13 protein-coding genes and 1 pseudogene are annotated in these 17,017 nt (G+C 72.8%); 1 reads left to right on the top strand and 13 read right to left on the bottom strand.

Annotated elements, in window-relative coordinates:
* Window positions 1-111 precede the first annotated feature (111 nt).
* The 3 genes from ABZW18_RS19930 to ABZW18_RS19920 form a co-directional block, all read right to left on the bottom strand.
* Window positions 112-402: a zf-TFIIB domain-containing protein gene (locus tag ABZW18_RS19930; RefSeq protein WP_356189083.1), complete on the bottom strand. Its 291-nt coding sequence runs from the start codon at window positions 400-402 to the stop codon at window positions 112-114.
* Between the two features lie 69 nt (window positions 403-471).
* Window positions 472-1,401, bottom strand: a complete 930-nt coding sequence (locus ABZW18_RS19925) for an aminoglycoside phosphotransferase family protein (RefSeq protein WP_356189096.1) — start codon at window positions 1,399-1,401, stop codon at window positions 472-474.
* A gap of 597 nt (window positions 1,402-1,998) precedes the next feature.
* Window positions 1,999-2,205, bottom strand: a complete 207-nt coding sequence (locus ABZW18_RS19920; protein ID WP_356189081.1) for a hypothetical protein — start codon at window positions 2,203-2,205, stop codon at window positions 1,999-2,001.
* A 691-nt stretch (window positions 2,206-2,896) separates the two neighbouring features.
* Here ABZW18_RS19920 and ABZW18_RS19915 point away from each other — a divergent pair.
* Entirely contained in the window at window positions 2,897-4,135 is a 1,239-nt protein-coding gene (locus ABZW18_RS19915) for a serine/threonine-protein kinase (protein ID WP_356189079.1), read from the top strand.
* Window positions 4,136-4,145: 10 nt separating this feature from the next.
* On the opposite strand, the pseudogene ABZW18_RS19910 reads toward ABZW18_RS19915, so the two are convergent.
* The 10 genes and pseudogenes from ABZW18_RS19910 to ABZW18_RS19865 all read right to left on the bottom strand — a co-directional run.
* Window positions 4,146-4,456: pseudogene (locus ABZW18_RS19910) on the bottom strand (TrmH family RNA methyltransferase); the annotation flags it as partial.
* 11 nt (window positions 4,457-4,467) lie between these two features.
* Complete coding sequence (locus tag ABZW18_RS19905; RefSeq protein WP_356189077.1) at window positions 4,468-5,289, bottom strand: RNA methyltransferase; 822 nt, start codon at window positions 5,287-5,289, stop codon at window positions 4,468-4,470.
* A gap of 55 nt (window positions 5,290-5,344) precedes the next feature.
* Window positions 5,345-6,583 carry a uroporphyrinogen-III C-methyltransferase gene (cobA, locus tag ABZW18_RS19900; protein WP_356189076.1) on the bottom strand — a complete coding sequence of 413 codons (1,239 nt, stop codon included), beginning with the start codon at window positions 6,581-6,583 and terminating at the stop codon, window positions 5,345-5,347.
* Window positions 6,584-6,825: 242 nt separating this feature from the next.
* Complete coding sequence (cobT, locus tag ABZW18_RS19895; RefSeq protein ID WP_356189074.1) at window positions 6,826-10,434, bottom strand: nicotinate-nucleotide--dimethylbenzimidazole phosphoribosyltransferase; 3,609 nt, start codon at window positions 10,432-10,434, stop codon at window positions 6,826-6,828.
* Between the two features lie 279 nt (window positions 10,435-10,713).
* Window positions 10,714-11,958 carry a precorrin-6y C5,15-methyltransferase (decarboxylating) subunit CbiE gene (gene cbiE / locus ABZW18_RS19890; protein ID WP_356189072.1) on the bottom strand — a complete coding sequence of 415 codons (1,245 nt, stop codon included), beginning with the start codon at window positions 11,956-11,958 and terminating at the stop codon, window positions 10,714-10,716.
* A 277-nt stretch (window positions 11,959-12,235) separates the two neighbouring features.
* The gene (locus ABZW18_RS19885) at window positions 12,236-12,874 is read right to left on the bottom strand and encodes a GNAT family N-acetyltransferase (protein WP_356189070.1); all 639 of its coding nucleotides are present in this window, start codon (window positions 12,872-12,874) and stop codon (window positions 12,236-12,238) included.
* 174 nt (window positions 12,875-13,048) lie between these two features.
* Window positions 13,049-13,906, bottom strand: coding sequence for a MetQ/NlpA family ABC transporter substrate-binding protein (locus ABZW18_RS19880; RefSeq protein ID WP_356189068.1), 858 nt, complete (start codon window positions 13,904-13,906; stop codon window positions 13,049-13,051).
* A 109-nt stretch (window positions 13,907-14,015) separates the two neighbouring features.
* Window positions 14,016-14,768 carry a methionine ABC transporter permease gene (locus tag ABZW18_RS19875; RefSeq protein WP_356189066.1) on the bottom strand — a complete coding sequence of 251 codons (753 nt, stop codon included), beginning with the start codon at window positions 14,766-14,768 and terminating at the stop codon, window positions 14,016-14,018.
* On the bottom strand, window positions 14,765-15,829 hold the full coding sequence (locus tag ABZW18_RS19870) for an ATP-binding cassette domain-containing protein (RefSeq protein WP_356189064.1): 1,065 nt from the start codon (window positions 15,827-15,829) through the stop codon (window positions 14,765-14,767). Before ABZW18_RS19870 ends, ABZW18_RS19875 begins: the two co-directional genes overlap by 4 nt.
* Before the next feature lie 405 nt (window positions 15,830-16,234).
* On the bottom strand, window positions 16,235-16,885 hold the full coding sequence (locus ABZW18_RS19865) for an HAD family hydrolase (protein ID WP_356189062.1): 651 nt from the start codon (window positions 16,883-16,885) through the stop codon (window positions 16,235-16,237).
* Between the last annotated feature and the right edge of the window lie 132 nt (window positions 16,886-17,017).

The raw sequence follows: 17,017 nt of genomic DNA, 5'->3' as shown, positions 1-17,017 counted from the left end.
GAGAGCGCTTCCCTGACACGGAAGAGGTCACTGGTTCAATCCCAGTATCGTCCACACCGAAAAGCCGAGGGCCGGAGCTGATGCTCCGGCCCTCGGTCGTTTCCGCCTGGCTCAGGAGGAGAAGAGCATCCGGCCGAAGCTCTTCTGGCGGTGGTGCCCATGGTGGCCCCCGTGGTGGCCCTGGTGGTGGCCCTGGTGCGGGGCGCCCCAGGCCGGGGCGGCGGGGTAGGCCTGCGGGCCGGGCGGCGGCGGAGCCTGCTGCCCCCACTGCGACTCGAGCCGGCTCAGCGACTCCAGCTCCCCGTAGTCGAGGAAGATCCCCCGGCAACCGCTGCACTGCTCGATCTGGACACCGTTGCGGTTGTACGTATGCATCGGCGCATGGCACTTGGGACACTGCATCGTCGGTTCAGCTCCTCGCCAGTCCATCGGAAATCGCCGGAAGCTCCGCCCGGCGACGACGAGTTCAGCCTACGACGCGCGGTCGCCGGGCACGTCGGAAGGCAGCTGGACAATACGCGCGCAGGCGTCGACCAGTGCCTGCTCGACCTCGTCGGGGGCGCGACGCTCGGTGTCCGCGCGGACGAGTGCGAGGGCGGCCGACTGGACCGTCAAGGCGCGGGCGGGGATGTCGAGTTGCGGCCACGGGTCGCCCTCGGTCCGCAGGGCGGGGCCCGCGTGACTGCGGTACGCAGCCAGGAACCGCTGCCATGTGTCCGGGGGCAGCAGCCCTGAGGCGTACCAGGCCGCGGGGCGGGCGAGGTCCCACGCCGGGTCCCCGAAGCCGAGATCGTCGACGTCTATCAGCAGCCACGGGCCGTCCGGGACGGGGTGCCGGACCAGCTGCCCGAGGTGCAGGTCGCCGTGGCAGAGGCGTTCGCACGGCGGGGGCGTGGCCTCGTCCCGCGACCAGGCCGGCAGGCGGGCCCAGGCACGCAGCACCGTCTCCCCCGCGGGTGACGGAACGACCGCCCGCAGCCGGGCGGCGGCCCGGGCGACCTTGGCGGGGCCGCGCATGGGCGGCAGCGGGCCGGGCAGCGCGGAGAGGGGTACGGAGTGCAGCCGGGCGAGGAGCGCCGCGGCCTCCTCCCAGGGGGCGGCGTCCGGATCGTCCGGTGCGACGGGGGCTCCGAGCGGCCACAGGCTCGCGGGGCGCCCGTCGTGCAGGACGTCGGTCAGGCCGCCGTCGCCGGACACCGGCAGCGGCGGCAACAGCACACCGGTCAGGCGCGGGTGGGCGGCGACACGGAGCCGGGCGGTCAGCGCGGCACGGTCGGTGCCGGGCGCGTGCGCCTTGGAGACGATCGGGCCCACACGGACCACGGTGCCGTCCGGTCTGTCGGCCAGCACGACCGCTTCCCCGGCAGGGCCGTTGCGCTCGGGGGCTGCCGGGCACGGCACCCGGGTGCCCGGATCCGGTGCCGCCTTGCGGCCGAGCGCCGCCAGCTGCTCGGTGAGCGACGCGCCCAACGCTTCCCCCTGCTCGATCCCGCCTGCCTGCCCTCCGGCCGGTCCGGCCTCGGCTCGCGCCGCGGGTCAGGCCCGGATGGTACGCCGGTCGGGCCGCGTACGGCTGCCCGGCCCCGGCACATACCCCGGCCCCGGCCCCGGCTCATACCCCGGCTCCGGCTCATACCGCTCCGGCTCATACCGCTCCGGCTCAAGCCCCGGCTCAAGCCCCGGCTCAAGCCCCGGCCCCGGCTCAAGCCCCGGCCTCGGCCTCGGCTCAAGCCCCGGCCCCGGTCCGGCGCCCTCGGGAAAGGCCGTCCTGCGCGCTGAGCCGCTACCGCTTTCGGATGACGCGGCGGGCCCGCGCCCGCAAGCCGCGCGATGTGCTGCTCCCGGACGGCGCAATGCCCGGACAGCTCCCCAGCTGTCCGGGCATTCGTGCCGTCCGCCGTACCCCCGTCCCCACGGGGTTGATGGCCGGAAGGCCTTCCCTCGGACTCCCGTCCGGGGGACCGCTCCCGGGCCGCTCTCCCGGGACTGTGGCGCCGCTCAGCGCCCCAGCAGACCGGCCACGGACGACGCTTGTGTGACGACGGCCTCCCAGCCGCCGAAGACGACCGTGAGCAGCACCGCCAGCGGCAGCACCATCGCGGAGGCGACCAGAGGGTGGCGCGTGCCGGACCGGCTGACGCCGAACGCGGCGACTGCCTTGCGTCCTTGCGACCACATGACTGCTCGTCCTGCCGGGTCCGCCATTGCCCCGCTCCCGTCTCGTCTGGGGCGGCGGGCGTCTGACCTCGGGGGACGAGTGCTGCACCCGCCGCTTGATTTCAAGATTAGGTGCGCGCCGGAACAGAGGCGTCATGCCCTCGTACCGATTGCCTGGCCTCCCGGAGGATGACAGCCGGCGGTTCCGGATACTCCCCAGGGTGGAGATCCGCCGTGGTCCTTTGGGGTCTTCCCCGAGGGGGCGTTCACCGTCGTCGGCCCCCCGGCACCGGATGTCCGGGCGGCGTCGGCCCGCTGCGAGCCGTCAAACGGGCTGTACGCAGCACCGATTCCCCCGTGCGAAGCCATCGGCCGGGTGACTTCGCTCACTTGGGCCACTCCCCCGCGTACCGCCCGTGGCACCCCGCGACCGACGCTCACGGCCACCACGCGGTACGTCCACGACGTGCCCGCGACGTCCGCGGTCAGCCCCTCCTGGGCGCTCCGCACCGACCCAATGCCCCTTCTACGGAGCGCCGTTGAGGACGCGTGGGCCCCGCGGGGAGCCCTGGCGCGGCAACTCCCGGGCCGGTCCCTGGAAATCCCGCCCGGCATCGGCAATCCGTCGCCCGACGCATGCGCGGCCTATGAGCGCACCAGGCCGTCAATCCGTAAGCTGTGGCACGTCAGACGGATGGTCAGCGGAGTGGGGCCTCCCCACCGGAGGCAGGGGACGGACATGGCGATGATGCGGCTCCGGCGCGAGGACCCGCGTGTTGTCGGCTCGTTCAGGCTCCACAGGCGGCTGGGCGCGGGCGGCATGGGCGTGGTGTACCTCGGCTCGGACCGGCGCGGGCAGCGGGTCGCGCTCAAGGTGATCCGGCCGGATCTGGCTGAGGATCAGGAATTCCGGTCGCGCTTCGCACGCGAGGTGTCGGCTGCCCGGCGGATCCGCGGCGGCTGCACGGCCCGGCTGGTGGCCGCCGATCTGGACGCCGACCGGCCGTGGTTCGCCACCCAGTACGTGCCGGGGCCCTCGCTGCACGACAAGGTGGGCGAACAGGGCCCCCTCTCCGCAGCGCAGACCGCATCGGTCGGCGCTGCGCTGGCCGAGGGGTTGGTGGCCGTGCACGAGGCCGGGGTTGTGCACCGAGACCTCAAGCCGTCGAACATCCTCCTCTCCCCCAAGGGCCCGCGGATCATCGACTTCGGCATCGCCTGGGCGACCGGGGCCAGCACACTGACGCATGTCGGCACGGCGGTCGGCTCGCCGGGCTTTCTCGCCCCCGAGCAGGTGCGCGGCGCCACCGTGACCCCGGCGACGGACGTCTTCGCGCTCGGCGCCACCCTCGCCTACTGTGCCACCGCGGACTCGCCCTTCGGACAGGGCAGTTCGGAGGTCATGCTCTACCGCGTGGTGCACGAGGAGCCGCAGCTGCTCGGCGTTCCCGACGCACTCGCGCCGCTGATCCAGGCCTGCCTCGCCAAAGCACCCGAGGAGCGGCCGAGCACCCTGCAGCTGTCGATGCGGCTCAAGGAGATCGCGGCGCGCGAGGCACACGGCCTGTCCGAGAGCCGCCCCAGGCCCTTGCACCGTGAGCCGGACCGGCCGACCGGCAGCTCGGCCGAGGAGTACGCGGAGCAGCGCACGGCGGGCATGCCCGCGCCGCGCGCCCAGTCGCCGCGTGCCTCCACGGCTCGTACGGGGCCCCGCTCGGGGGTGCGCCCCGACCGGCGCGCGCCTTCCTCCACACGCAATGGCACCCGCAACGGCACCCGCCCGAACGGCCGTACGACTTCGCGCCCGACCTCGTCGGGCCGCCGCCCCGGAATCAACCGCCGGCTGCTGCGCCAGCGGCTGATCGTGTTCGTCACGGTCACCCTGCTGGTGGCGCTGGGCATCGCGGCTGCTCAGGGCTGTCAGGGTGCCGCCCGCAGCCTGGGGCTGCTGGGACAGACGGCAGCGACCGGCCGCTGAGGCGGTTCCGGTTCGCCGGCCGGCCCGTCACGACGGCATAGAACGCGACAGCCGCCGCGGCGCCGGCATTCAGCGAGCCGACGCCGTGGGCCATCGGGATACCGGCCCCCTCGTCCACCGCGACCAGCCCCTGCGTGGAGAGCCCGTCGCCTTCCGCGCCGAGCATCAGCGCGCTCCAGCCGGTGCGGGGCCGCCTCGTCGATGACCGAGGCCTTCGCGTCCGGGGCGTGCGCGAGCAGTCCGAATCCGGCCTCGCGCACCGGCTCCCAGCCTGCCCGGCCAGGTCTCGAGCCGGGCGTACCGCACCGAGGAAACCGCCCCGTCAAGGGTCGTCAGAGGCGGGTGGCGTAGAAGGCGACGGCAGACGCTGCGGCAACGTTGAGGGAGTCCACCCCTGCGGCCATCGGGATGCGCACCCACTCGTCCACCGCCCGGAGAGCCTCGGTCGACAGGCCCTCCCCCTCGGTGCCGAATACCAGGGCGAGCCTTTCGTACCGGCGGGCCGCGAGCTCGTCCAAGGTGATCGCCTTCTCGTCCAGGCAGAGCGCGGCAGTTGCGAACCCCGCGTCGCGGAGGAGCTCGATGTCCCTGGGCCAGGACCGGACTCGGGTCCACGGGATCTGGAGGACCGCGCCCATCGAGACCTTGATCGAGCGGCGGTAGAGCGGGTCCGCACACCGTGGGCTGAGCATGATCCCGTCGACTCCCAACGCGGCGGCGTTGCGGAACGCTGCCCCGAGATTGGCATGATCGACGATGTCCTCGAACACTGCGATGCGCTGACCTGGCACAGCGCGGTGGGCCGTCGCCAGCAGTTCACCGGCCGTCGGCAGCGGCTTGCGCTGCATGGAGGCGAGCGCGCCGCGGTGCACGTGATAGCCCGTCACCTGTTCGGCGAGCGCCGGGCTCACCGCGTAGACCGGCGCCGGGACCTCGTCGATCACATCCCGCATCACATCGACCCACTTGGCGGAGAGCAGCATGGAGCGCATCTCGTAACCGGCGTGCTTCGCCCGCCGGATCACCTTCTCGCCCTCCGCGATGAACAGCCCCTCCGCGGGCTCCCGCTTGCGCCGGAGCTCGACGTCCGTCAGGCCCGTGTAGTCGCGCAGTCGGGGGTCGGCGGGGTCATCGACCGTGATGAGATCAGCCACAGGGTGATACTGCCTTGTCCTGGTCGTGGTGCCAACGGCCGGGGTCCAGATCGAGTTACCTGCGGTTACGCGCGCCGACCGCGACCACCTCGCCGATGACCACGACGGCCGGCGGACGGATGTCCCCGGCCCGAACCGTCTCCGCCACCGTCGCCAGCGTGGCGTCGACCCGGCGCTGGGCGGCCATGGTGCCCTCCTGGATGACCGCCACCGGCGTATCCGCCGGCCGGCCGTGTGCGACGAGCGTCTCGGCGATGGCCGCGATCCGCTCCACGGCCATCAGCAGCACCAGCGTCCCGCGCAGCCGGGCCAGCGCCTGCCAGTCGACGAGCGACCGCGCGTCATCGGGCGCGACATGGCCGCTCACCACGGTGAACTCATGTGCCACGCCCCGGTGCGTCACCGGGATTCCGGCGGCTCCCGGCACGCTGATCGAGCTGGAGATCCCGGGCACCACCGTGCACGGAATCCCCGCCTCCGCCAGCGCCTCGGCCTCTTCCATGCCCCGGCCGAAGACGAACGGGTCGCCGCCCTTGAGCCGGACGACCGCCTTGCCCGCCTTCGCGTGCTCGATCAGTGCGTTGTTGATGGCCTCCTGGGCCATGTACCGGCCGTACGGGATCTTCGCCGCGTCGATCACCTCGACGTGCGGCGGGAGTTCGTCGAGCAGATCACGCGGGCCCAGCCGGTCGGCGATCACCACGTCCGCCTCCGCCAGCAGCCGCCGGCCGCGCACGGTGATCAGATCCGGGTCGCCGGGGCCGCCGCCGACCAGGGCGACTCCGGGCGTACGGGCCCGGTGCCGGGGCGCGCCGATCGTGCCGTCACGCAGGCCCTCCACCACCGCGTCCCGTACCGCGGCGGACCGCCGTGGGTCACGGCCGGTGAGGATCGCGACGGTCACGCCCTCGCTGCGCCCGGTGGCCGGCGTCCACGCGGTGGCTGCCTCGGCGTCGTCACTGCGCACGCACCAGACGCGGCGGGCCTCGGCCTCGGCGGAGGCCGCGGCGTTCGCCTCCGGGTCGTCGGTGCTGATCAGCGCGTACCAGGCGTCCGCCAGGTCGCCCTCGCGGTAGCGGCGGGGCTCCCAGCGCAGTTCACCGGCGTCTGCCATCGCTTCCACGGACGGGGTCGCCGAAGGAGCGATCAGCAGGACATCGGCGCCCGCTGCGAGCAGCCCGGGCAGCCTCCGCTGTGCGACCTGGCCGGCGCCGAGCACGACGACACGGCGCCCGGCGAGACGCAGTCCGACGGGGTAAGCGGGGGGCGCTGCGCTGGCGGCGGTGTCGGTCATGGCGGTGCGGCTCCTCGTGCGGGAGAGGGGTACGAGCCGCTGCGGCGCTGGAGCGGCGAAATGTGCAGGCGGCGGCCCTGCTGCGGCCACTTTACGGTGCGGGGGCCGCGCCTGCTGTCTCGCGGATCACCCCCATGAGAGCCCGGCCTCGGGCCGGGGCTCCTTCGGACGGACGGGCAGGCCCGCGGGCTGCCGGGGCCGTCCCCCGCCCGGTGATCCACCGGGGCGGGGGACGGGCCCTGCTACGCCTTTTCCGTGACGCCCGCCGAATCGAACGTCGCCACTTCGTGCATCGCCCGCGCGGCACTCTGCACCACCGGCAGCGCCAGCAGAGCGCCGGTGCCCTCGCCCAGCCGCAGGTCCAGATCGATCAGCGGCCGCAGCCCCAGCTTCGTCAGGGCCGCGACATGGCCCGGCTCGGCGCTCCGGTGGCCGGCGATGCACGCCGCCAGGACCTCCGGGGCGATCGCCCGCGCCACGAGCGCCGCCGCCCCGGCGCTGACGCCGTCCAGGATCACCGGCGTACGCAGCGACGCGGCGCCCAGCAGCAGCCCGACGAGTGCCGCGTGCTCCAGTCCACCCACCGCCGCGAGTACGCCGATGGGATCGGCCGGATCCGGCTGGTGCAGTTCCAGCGCCCGCCGTACGACATCGACCTTCCGGGCGTGCGTCTCGTCGTTGATGCCGGTTCCCCGGCCGGTGACCTCGCCCGGGTCCTTGCCCGTGTAGACGGAGATCAGCGCAGCGGACACGGTGGTGTTCGCAATGCCCATCTCACCGGTCAGCAGCGCCTTGTTGCCCGCCGAGACCAGGTCCCGGGCCGACTCGATGCCGACCTCGATCGCGCGCAGCACATCCTCGCGCGACAGCGCGGGACCGGTGGTGAAGTCGTCCGTGCCGGGCCGGATCTTGCGGGGCAGCAGGCCGGGGGTGCTCGGCAGTTCGCCCGCGACGCCCACGTCCACCACGCAGACCTCGGCGCCGACCTGGTTGGCGAAGGCGTTGCAGACCGCCCCGCCGCCCAGGAAGTTGGCGACCATCTGCGCGGTGACCTCCTGCGGCCACGGGGTCACGCCCTGGGCGTGGACGCCGTGGTCACCCGCGAAGATCGCCACGGCTGCGGGCTCCGGAATCGGCGGCGGGCACTGCCGGGACAGCCCGCTCAGCTGGGCGGAGATGATCTCCAGCATGCCGAGGGCGCCGGCCGGCTTCGTCATCCGCTTCTGCCGCTCCCACGCCTCGCCAAGCGCCTTCGCGTCCAGCGGGCGGATCCCCTGCAGCGTCTCGGCGAGCAGATCGTGCGGGTCCTCACCGGGCAGGGCCCGGCGGCCGTACGTCTCCTCGTGGACGACCCACGACAGCGGGCGCCGCTTGGACCAGCCCGCCTGGAGCAGCTCGGGCTCGTCGGGGAACTCGTCCACGTATCCGACGCACAGGTAGGCCACGACCTCCAGATGTTCGGGCAGGCCGAGAGCCCGGACCATCTCCCGCTCGTCGAAGAAGCTGACCCAGCCCACGCCCAGGCCTTCGGCCCGCGCCGCTAGCCAGAGGTTCTCGACGGCCAGCGCGGAGGAGTACGGCGCCATCTGCGGCTGGGTGTGCCGCCCGAGGGTGTGGCGGCCGCCGCGGGTCGGGTCGGCGGTGACGACGATGTTCACCGGGGTGTCGAGGATCGCCTCGATCTTCAGTTCCTTGAACTGCTTCGCCCGGCCCTTGGGCAGGGACTTCGCGTACGCCTCGCGCTGGCGGCCGGCCAGCTCGTGCATCGTCCTGCGGGTCTCGGCGGAGCGGATGACCACGAAGTCCCAGGGCTGGGAGTGCCCGACGCTGGGCGCGGTGTGGGCCGCTTCGAGGACGCGCAGTAGGACGTCGTGCGGAATCGGGTCGGTACGGAAGCCGTTGCGGATGTCACGGCGTTCGCGCATGACGCGGAGCACGGCCTCGCGCTCGGCATCGCCGTACCCGGCGGCCGGGGTTCCGGTCGCCTCGGGGCTGCCTTCGCCCCCGGGCCCGGCCACGACGACGGCCTCGGCCTCGGCATCGGCCTCGGCATTTGCTTCTGCTTCTGCTTCTGCTTCGGCGAACGCCTCCGCGTCGGTGGCGTCGGACTCCGCCGCCTCCGCCGCCTTCTCCGCCGTGGTTTCTTCCGGAGCCTGCTCCGGGGACTGTTCGGTCAGCGAGCCCTGCGCGGCGGCCTGTTCAGCCGGTTCCGCGACGTCAGTGGGCTCCGCCGCCGCCTCCGCCGCCGCCTCCGCCGCCGGTACGGGCTTCGCCGCCACGAGCGCGTCGGCGAGTACGACGGGAGGTGCGGCCACGGCCTCCGCCTCGACGACCGCTTCTGCCTCGGGCTCACGCGCGGTCTCGGACTCGGGTTCGGGCCAGGCCTCCGGCGCGGGCCAGATCTCGGCCGGCTGCTGGGCGGCGACAGGCGCCTCGGTCCGCGCCGCCGCCTCCTCGCCAGGGGCCTCCGGCGTCACCGGTACCGCTTGCGGTTGCATCAGGGAGCGCGGGTCGGAAGGCTCGGCGGGGACCGGCTGCGCGACCTCGGCCGCGGCCTGCTCCACAGCCTCGCCGGGCTCCGTACCGCCGGTCCCGGCCGGCACCGAGCCGTTCCCGGGGGACGGCGGCCGGGGCTCGGTCCGGCTCACCGGGACGCCGGCGGACGGCCGGCCCCACTGCTGGTCCACTTGCTCCGGCCCCCCAGGTGCCGCTGTTTCGGGGGAGGTTCCCTCTCCCTCCGCGACCGGCGACCGGTCATGCGGAACCTCTGATTCCGGCACGGACGGGAACGCGGAGCCGGACCCGGGCGCGGCCGGTTCCGCGGCCTCCGGCGCCGCATCAGCGGCGCCCTCACCCGATGCCCCGCGGCCGACCGTTTCTGCTGAGCCCTCGGCTTCACCGGGCACCTGGCCCGGCGCAGCCTGCGGCGCGGTGGACGGCGGCTGGAGATCCCAGGCCGTGCCCTGTACGGGGATCTCGCCGAGCTGCGGACCGGGCAGCGAAGCGGTGTACTGCTCCGCGTACGCCGGTACAGGGGCGGGAGTCTCCTCGCGCGGCACGTCCAGATATTCGGGCCCCGTGGTGGCCGGCCCGGCGTAACGGGCCGCCGCGGTCGGCGTGCCTGCCGGGCCGCGGTCGGCGAGGGAGCGTACGACGCCACCGGACGTCTCCGGCACGGGAGGTCCGGCGTGCAGCGGGCGCCGCGCGGGCGTCGGGGTCGCCGGCCCGGAGGTCCGGCCCGCGGACTGCGGAGCGGTCGGCTGCGGAATCCGTACGGCGCCGTAGTCGACCGACCCCGTGTCGCGGCCGCCCGTCTCATGGGTCCCGGACTGATGTATCCCCGGCTCGTACTCCCCGGACCCGGCGGCAGGGTGTGCCTCGGGCCCGGCGCCCGGCATCGCCGCCTCCTGCCCCGGCTGCTGCGGCTCGGTCGGGTGGTGCGTGTCCGTGGGCTGGTGCGGCTCCGTCTGCTGGTGCGGCAGCGGCGGATACGGCTGGGCGTGGGGCTGCGCCAGGCCCTGGGACTCCTGGTGCTGCTGGTACGGGTTCACCTGCTGCGGCAGCTGCACCTGTCCCGAGGAGTGGTACGGCATGGGCGGCTGCCCCTCCCCGGCGGGCGGCAGGTCGCTCCACGGCCCCTGCGAGCCCGGCATCAGCAGTTGGTCCTCCTCCTCGGCCACACGCTCGGCCTGGTGGTGGAAGGCGTACGCACCGGGCGCCGGGACCGTACCCGACTGCTCCGGCAGGCCGGCGCCTGCGGGGGTGGCGGGAGCCGCGAACTGCGGCGTCTCCTGCTGTCCGCCTGCGTTCTCCGGCAGTCCCTCTCCCGGGACCTGGCCGGTGTCAGTCATGCGTACCCCTCGCCCATCGGTGATGCTCCTTCCAACCGCTCGTCCGGCGCGCCCGGCCGCGGCGCGGCCACCGCCCCGAAGAGACAACGAGCGTGTGCGCCGGGCGGCACGTCACGCGTCCCCCGACCGTCCCACCGCCCTACCGCTCACCCTCAAACCGGGGGTGCGTTCGGGACATTGGCGAACGAAGCGCCGAACGCAGCGCGGCGGTACAGGTCCGAAAGACTACCTCCCGCGGGGTGCTCCACAGGTCGCGGGGCGACTTTCAGGACGTCCGTCTCAAGGCCTGGGCAGGCGGTGTCCGCACAGCAGAAAGGCCACCGCACGCTCGCTTTCGGCCCATGCCGAGGACACCGACGTGTCCAACTCCACAGACTGGATCAACGCGCACTCCACGGCGTATCCGGCGTCGGAGAGAGCCCTGCCGATCGCCTCCGCCGTGTCACGGGTCGGGGCATGGGCGACGATCCGCTCGGGGCGCCGGGCCGCGCAGGCCGCGACGACCGGGGCTCCCCCGCCGCCGACCCGGACGACGTCCGGTTCCGGCAGGTCTTCGAGGATTTGCGGTGCGATGCCGTGAACGACCTGAAGCTGGACGCCGAAGCGGCGGGCCACCGCGACCGTACGTCCGCAGGCGTCGGCGTCCCGGTCCACGGCGATGACGGCGGCGCCGAACCGCGCGGCCTCGACGGCGGCGGCGCCGCTGCCCGCGCCGATGTCCCAGACGAGATCACCCACGCGGGGTCCGAGCCGAGCGAGTTGAGCGGCCCGGAGCTGCGGGGTCTCGCCCTCACCGAGTTCCGCCGTCCCGTAGTCGTCGGCGGGCATGGCCCAGCCGCGGACGGCGGACGGCTGTCCGGGGTCCCGGCCGGCGATCCAGTTGCCGCCCTGGACGGCCACTCCCGGTACGGCGGCGCTCTGGAACCCGCCGATGGAGATGACGACGTTGGGGTCGCGCCAGGTGTGGTCGGCGACCTTGTCGGAGGTGAGGACGGTGACCTGCTCGCGGGAGGTGCCCAGTTCCTCGCAGATGACGAAGGTGCGGTGCACCGGGCCGAGCAGCAGGGCGAGTTCGGCGGGGCCGGCACCGGGCGAGGTGAGTACGGCGACCTTGGGGTGTGCGCGGCAGACGTTGACGGCGCGGCGCAGATCACGGCTGTGCGCGACGACGATCTGAGCGTCGTCCCAGGGCATACCGGCCCGGGCGAAGGCGGAGGCGACGGAGGAGACCGCGGGCACCACCTCGACCTCAAGGCCGTGCTCGGGCGCGCGGAGGGCCCGTACGACACCGAAGAAGCCGGGGTCACCGTCCGCGAGTACGACCGCCGTGCCGCGGTGGCCGGCGATGCGGCGGGCGGCGAGATTCACGCTGCCCAGGCGGATGCGCTCGGCGGCGGGCGGGACCTCGGGCAGCGCCAGATGGTGTCCGGCGCCGGCCACGAGGGTGGCGGCACCGAGTGCGGAGCGGGCGGCGGCAGTCAGCGGCGAGCCGTCCCACCCGATCACGGTGACACGGTCGGCCATCGTCGGGACTCTCCTGGCTCGTCTGGGCTCGGCGCGTTTCGGGACGCAGTGAGACTACATCGAGCGGTACCGACCAGCTCGGGCGGATGCGTTGGTGATCGTACGGATACAGGGTGTAGCGGCCGCCGGCCCGGCAGCCGACCGTTTCTTCCGGACGACGGATCCCGGCATTCCCGTCCTCGGCGGGGATCTCGCCGACCACCCCATTAATACGGACGTGTTGCCCTATGCCCTATACGGCGGTTCGGCTCACGGCGTGTCCGGCAGGACGGGTGCGTCAGCTCCAGTCGGGACGGCCGGCGTATCCGGCGATCTCGGCCATCTCCTCGGATATGCCCTCGAGATCCTCGGGGAGGAGGCTCCAGACGATGAGGTCGGTGCGGATGTCCGTCCAACCTCCGTCCTCGGTCCGGGTACGGGCTATCCAGGCGTTGCGGAGCACACCCTCGCTGATGCAGCCGATCTTCTGGGCGACCTGCAGCGAGGCGGTGTTGTCGGCGGCGGTGCGCAGCTCGAGCCGTTCGAACTTCTGGTCCTGGAAGAGCCATTGGGCGAGGGCGTGCACCGACTCGGAGGCATAGCCCTCGCCGCGCGCCCAGGGGGCGGTGGCGTGCCTGACCTCGGTGGACAGGCAACGCCAGTCGGTGTTCTGCAGACGGATGGTGCCCACGAGCCGCTGGGTGAGGAACTCGGTGACGGCGAGGGCGATACCGCGCCCATGGGTGCGCTCGGACGGAGCGGCCCGGGTGACCCAGTCGCGGGCGTGCTGGGTGGTGAACGGCTGGGGCACGGTGGTCCAGGTGACGACGAGTTCGTCGTTCATCATGTCCGTGAGCGCGGGTACGTCCGCTTCCTCGAACGGGCGCAGCACCAGCCGGTCCGTACTGATGGAGATGTCCGGGAAGGTGGAAGTCATGCGCTGCTCCATAACCTGGGGCCGTCTGGGTCGGGTTCGACCGGGGATGCCCCCAGGCCCCCGCCCAGCGTGCGGTACGGAGCAGGATAAGTGCAGTGCGCAGCCGGTGCGTTCAGGGCCCGTGCACCCCGGGACGGGATGCACGGGCCCTGGACCTGCGGATCCGTTGGGGCGTCAGGACGTGGCCGGGCCGAAGGCGGGGATGACGGAGCCGTCGCCGAACTTCTTGGAGATGAACTGCTCGACCTGCTCGGAGTTGAGGAGCTTGGCGAGCTTCTGCACCCGCGGGTCGTCCTCGCTGCCCTTCTTGACGGCGAGGAAGTTGGCGTACGGGTTGTCCTCCGCCTTCTCCAGGGCCAGCGCGTCCCGCGACGGCTTGAGCTTGGAGCCGATCGCGAAGTTGCCGTTGACCACGGCGGCGTCGACGTCGGCCAGCCGGGCCGGGATCTGCGGGGCCTCCAGCTCGGCGAACTTCAGGCCCTTCTTGTCGGTGACGTCGGAGAGGGCGGCTTCGGCGCCGACGCCGTCCTTCAGCTCGATGACACCGCGGTCGGCGAGCAGCTTCAGCGCCCGGCCCTCGTTGGTGGCGTCGTTGGGCACCGCGATGGTGTCACCGGGCTTGATGCCGGAGAGCTCGTCGAGCTTCTTGGAGTAGAGGCCGAGCGGCTCGACGTGGACGTTCATCACCGGCACGATGTGCGTGCCCTTCTTCTTGTTGAAGTCGTCGAGGAACGGCTTGTGCTGGAAGAAGTTGGCCTCCACATCGCCGTTCTCGGTGGCGGTGTTCAGCTGCGAGTAGTCGCTGAACTCCTTGACCTCCAGCTCGAGGCCCGCTTTCTCGGCGAGGTTGTCCTTGACGTAGTTGAGGATGTCGCCGTGCGGCGTCGGGCTGGCCCCGACCACGAGTGGGGCGTTCTTGGCGCCCTTGCCGGCAGCGGAGACGGGGTCGGAGGGAGCGCTGCAGGCGCCCGCGCCCAGGGTGAGAGCGGCGGCGGCAGCGACAGCAGCGGTGATCTTGACGGTGTTGCGCACGAAGAGTGCCTCTTTCTTGGTTTCACTGGGTGGTGCGCCCGGCGAAGGGTCCGGGCTCGGGTGTGCCCCCGCGCCGGTGGCGGGCCGGTGGCGGGCCGGTGGCGAGGTCTCAGGAGGTCTTGCCGAGCGCCAGGGCTTCGGCGTCCCCGGCGGCCCTGCCGGACCACGGCAGCCGCAGCCGTACGGGCGGCGCGGAGCGGGAGCTGCCACGGCGGGACAGCTGCCGTACGGCCAGGTCGCCGAGCAGTTGCACGGCGCTGACGATGACGATCAGCAGGACCACGGTGACGAGCATCAGTCCGGTCTCGAAGCGCTGGTAGCCATAGACGTAGGCCAGGTTGCCGAGGCCGCCGCCGCCGATCGAGCCGGCCATCGCGGAGTAGCCGATGAGCGCGATGACGGTGGTGGTCAGACCCGCGACGATCGGGGGCAGCGCCTGCGGCAGCAGCACCTTGAGGACGATGGTCCAGGTTCCGCCGCCCATCGACTGCGCGGCCTCGACCAGGCCGTGGTCGACCTCGCGGATCGCTGTCTCCACCAGCCGGGCGAAGAACGGGACGGCGCCGATGGCGAGCGGTACGACGGCCGCGCTGGGCCCGATGGAGGTTCCGATGAGGACCCGGCAGAGGGGGATCAGCACGATCATCAGGATGAAGAAGGGCAGCGAGCGGCCGACATTCACGACCGCGCCGACGACCTTGTTCAGCATGACGTTCTGCAGCAGGCCGCCGCGGTCGGTGAGCACCAGCAGGACGCCCAGCGGCAGACCGCCGAGAACGGCGTAGACCGTGGACCAGCCCACCATGAAGAGGGTGTCGAGACAGGCGTCGGACAGCAGGGGCTGCATCTCGGACCAGGTCACTTGGCACCATCCTTCACGAGTTCGGCGCCGGCGGGTGCCGGGGTGGCGGCTGCGACGGCGGTCTCGGCCACGTCCACCTGCAGGCCCTGCTCGCGCAGGAAGCCGATGGGGACGACGTTCTCCTCGAAAGGACCGGGCAGTTCGATCCGCATCCGGCCGACCTGCCGGCCGGCGACGGTGTCCATGGCGGCGCCGAGGATCGAGACGTCGACGTTGTACGTACGCGACAGCTGCGAGATCACCGGACGGGTGGCCGCCTCGCCGTGGAAGGTGACGTCCACGACCGTACGGTCCGGGCCCGACGCCTCGCCGCCCACCGGGAACAGCTCCTGTGCGAGCTCCGAGCCCGGGGTGGACAGCACCTCGGAGACGGTGCCGGACTCGACGATCCGGCCGTTCTTCATCAGCGCGGCGGAGTCGCAGATTGTCTTGATGACGTCCATCTCGTGGGTGATGAGCAGCACGGTCAGCCCGAGTTGCCGGTTGAGGTCGCGCAGCAGCTGGAGGATGGAGCGGGTGGTCTCGGGGTCGAGCGCGGAGGTCGCCTCGTCGGACAACAGCACCTTGGGGTCGCCGGCCAGGGCCCGGGCGATGCCGACGCGCTGCTTCTGGCCGCCGGAGAGCTGCGCCGGGTAGGCCTTCGCCTTGTCGGTGAGACCGACAAGGTCGAGCAGCTCCAGGGCCTTGCGCGAGCGGTCCTTGCCGGAGATCCCGAGGATCTCCAGCGGCAGCTCGACATTTGCCTGCACGGTGCGCGAGGACAGCAGGTTGAAGTGCTGGAAGACCATGCCGATGCCGCTGCGAGCCTGGCGCAGTGCGGAGTTCGCGCGGTGTCCTCGGCCGGCGAGTGCGGTGAGGTCCTGGCCGCCGACGGTGACCGTGCCGGAGCTGGGGCGCTCCAGGAGGTTCACGCAGCGGATGAGGGTGGACTTGCCGGCGCCGCTCCTGCCGACGACGCCGTACACCTCCCCCTCGCGGACGTGCAGGTCGACGCCGTCCAGGGCGGTGACATCGCGGTCTCGTGAGCGGTAGACCTTCGTCAGGCCCGTCGTGGTGATCACAGGGGTTTTCCGTCACTGTCGAGTGCGCGGCGGGATCGCCGCCGGGCACGGGGCATTTCTCTGGAAGCGCGGCACGGTGCGAGAGGTGGTCCGGGTCATCCCGGACAGGCGGCCGTGACGCGGGGCAGCCGCGATCTGCGGCAGGGGGCGTGCGGAGGTGGGCCGGGCCCGTCCTCACCCCGGAGGGAGGGTCGGGCCGGTCTCGCTTCGGGGCGCGAGGCTCAGGCGGGGGCCCTCAGCGGTTGCACATTCGACACATACAACGAGCACCGGGCGTCATCATCGCCTCGGTCGCAGGGGTGCGGTTGCTCGTCGTGGTCATGCGGGCCAGTTAATCAGACACGTACGGCGCCCGGTCCACACGGTCCGGGTGCCGGACAGTTCTGGTCAACTGGCGGACAGCGTTCAGTCCGCGGCCGTGACCGCCAGCCCGTCGGCGGCCGCGGCCAGTGCGGAGACCGAGGCCAGATCGGCCACGACCACGTCGGCGGAGAGCTCCTCCCGGTCGTGCGTCGTGGTCAGGGCCACCGTGGGCATCCCCGCGGCGCGGCCCGACTCCAGGCCGGCCGGAGCGTCCTCGAAGACGACGCAGCGGGCGGGACCGGCGCCGAGTTTCGCCGCGGCGAGCAGGAAGGGCTCGGGGTCGGGTTTCCCGCGGGTGATGTCGTCGGCGGCGATCAGCAGCGGGGGGTGGATACCGGCCTCGTGCAGCCGTGCCTCGGCGAGCCGCCGGGTCGCGGAGGTGACGACGGCCCAGCCGCTGTCGGGCAGCGAGGCCAGCAGCTCCTTGGTGCCGGGGAGGACGGACACGCCACCGGACACGTCCTCGACCTCCAGCTGCTCGATACGGGCGAGGGCCTCCTGCACCTGCCCGGATGGCAGCAGTCCGGCGATGATCTCCACCGCGGGGCGGCCGTGGAGCTGGACCCGCGCGAACTCCTCGGCCGAAATGCCGTATTCCTGCGCCCATCGCGTCCAGCAGCGGACCACCGATGCCGTCGAGGAGATCAGGGTCCCGTCCATGTCGAACAGCAGGGCGTCAGCGGAGAACTTCATGGTCGGCGAGCCTACGTGCCGCTGCGGGGGCGGGCGCAGCGGGATCCATCGGGCGCATTAGAGTCTTCCCCATGCTTGTCGACCGCCCGCTTCTCACCGCAGCAGCGGCCCGCCGGTCCCCGGTGAGGCCCC

The organism is Streptomyces sp. NPDC004647, assembly GCF_040609575.1.
Lineage (GTDB): Bacteria > Actinomycetota > Actinomycetes > Streptomycetales > Streptomycetaceae > Streptomyces.
The sequence above is the reverse complement of the archived record's forward strand: the minus strand, read 5'-3'. Positions and strand labels throughout refer to the sequence as shown.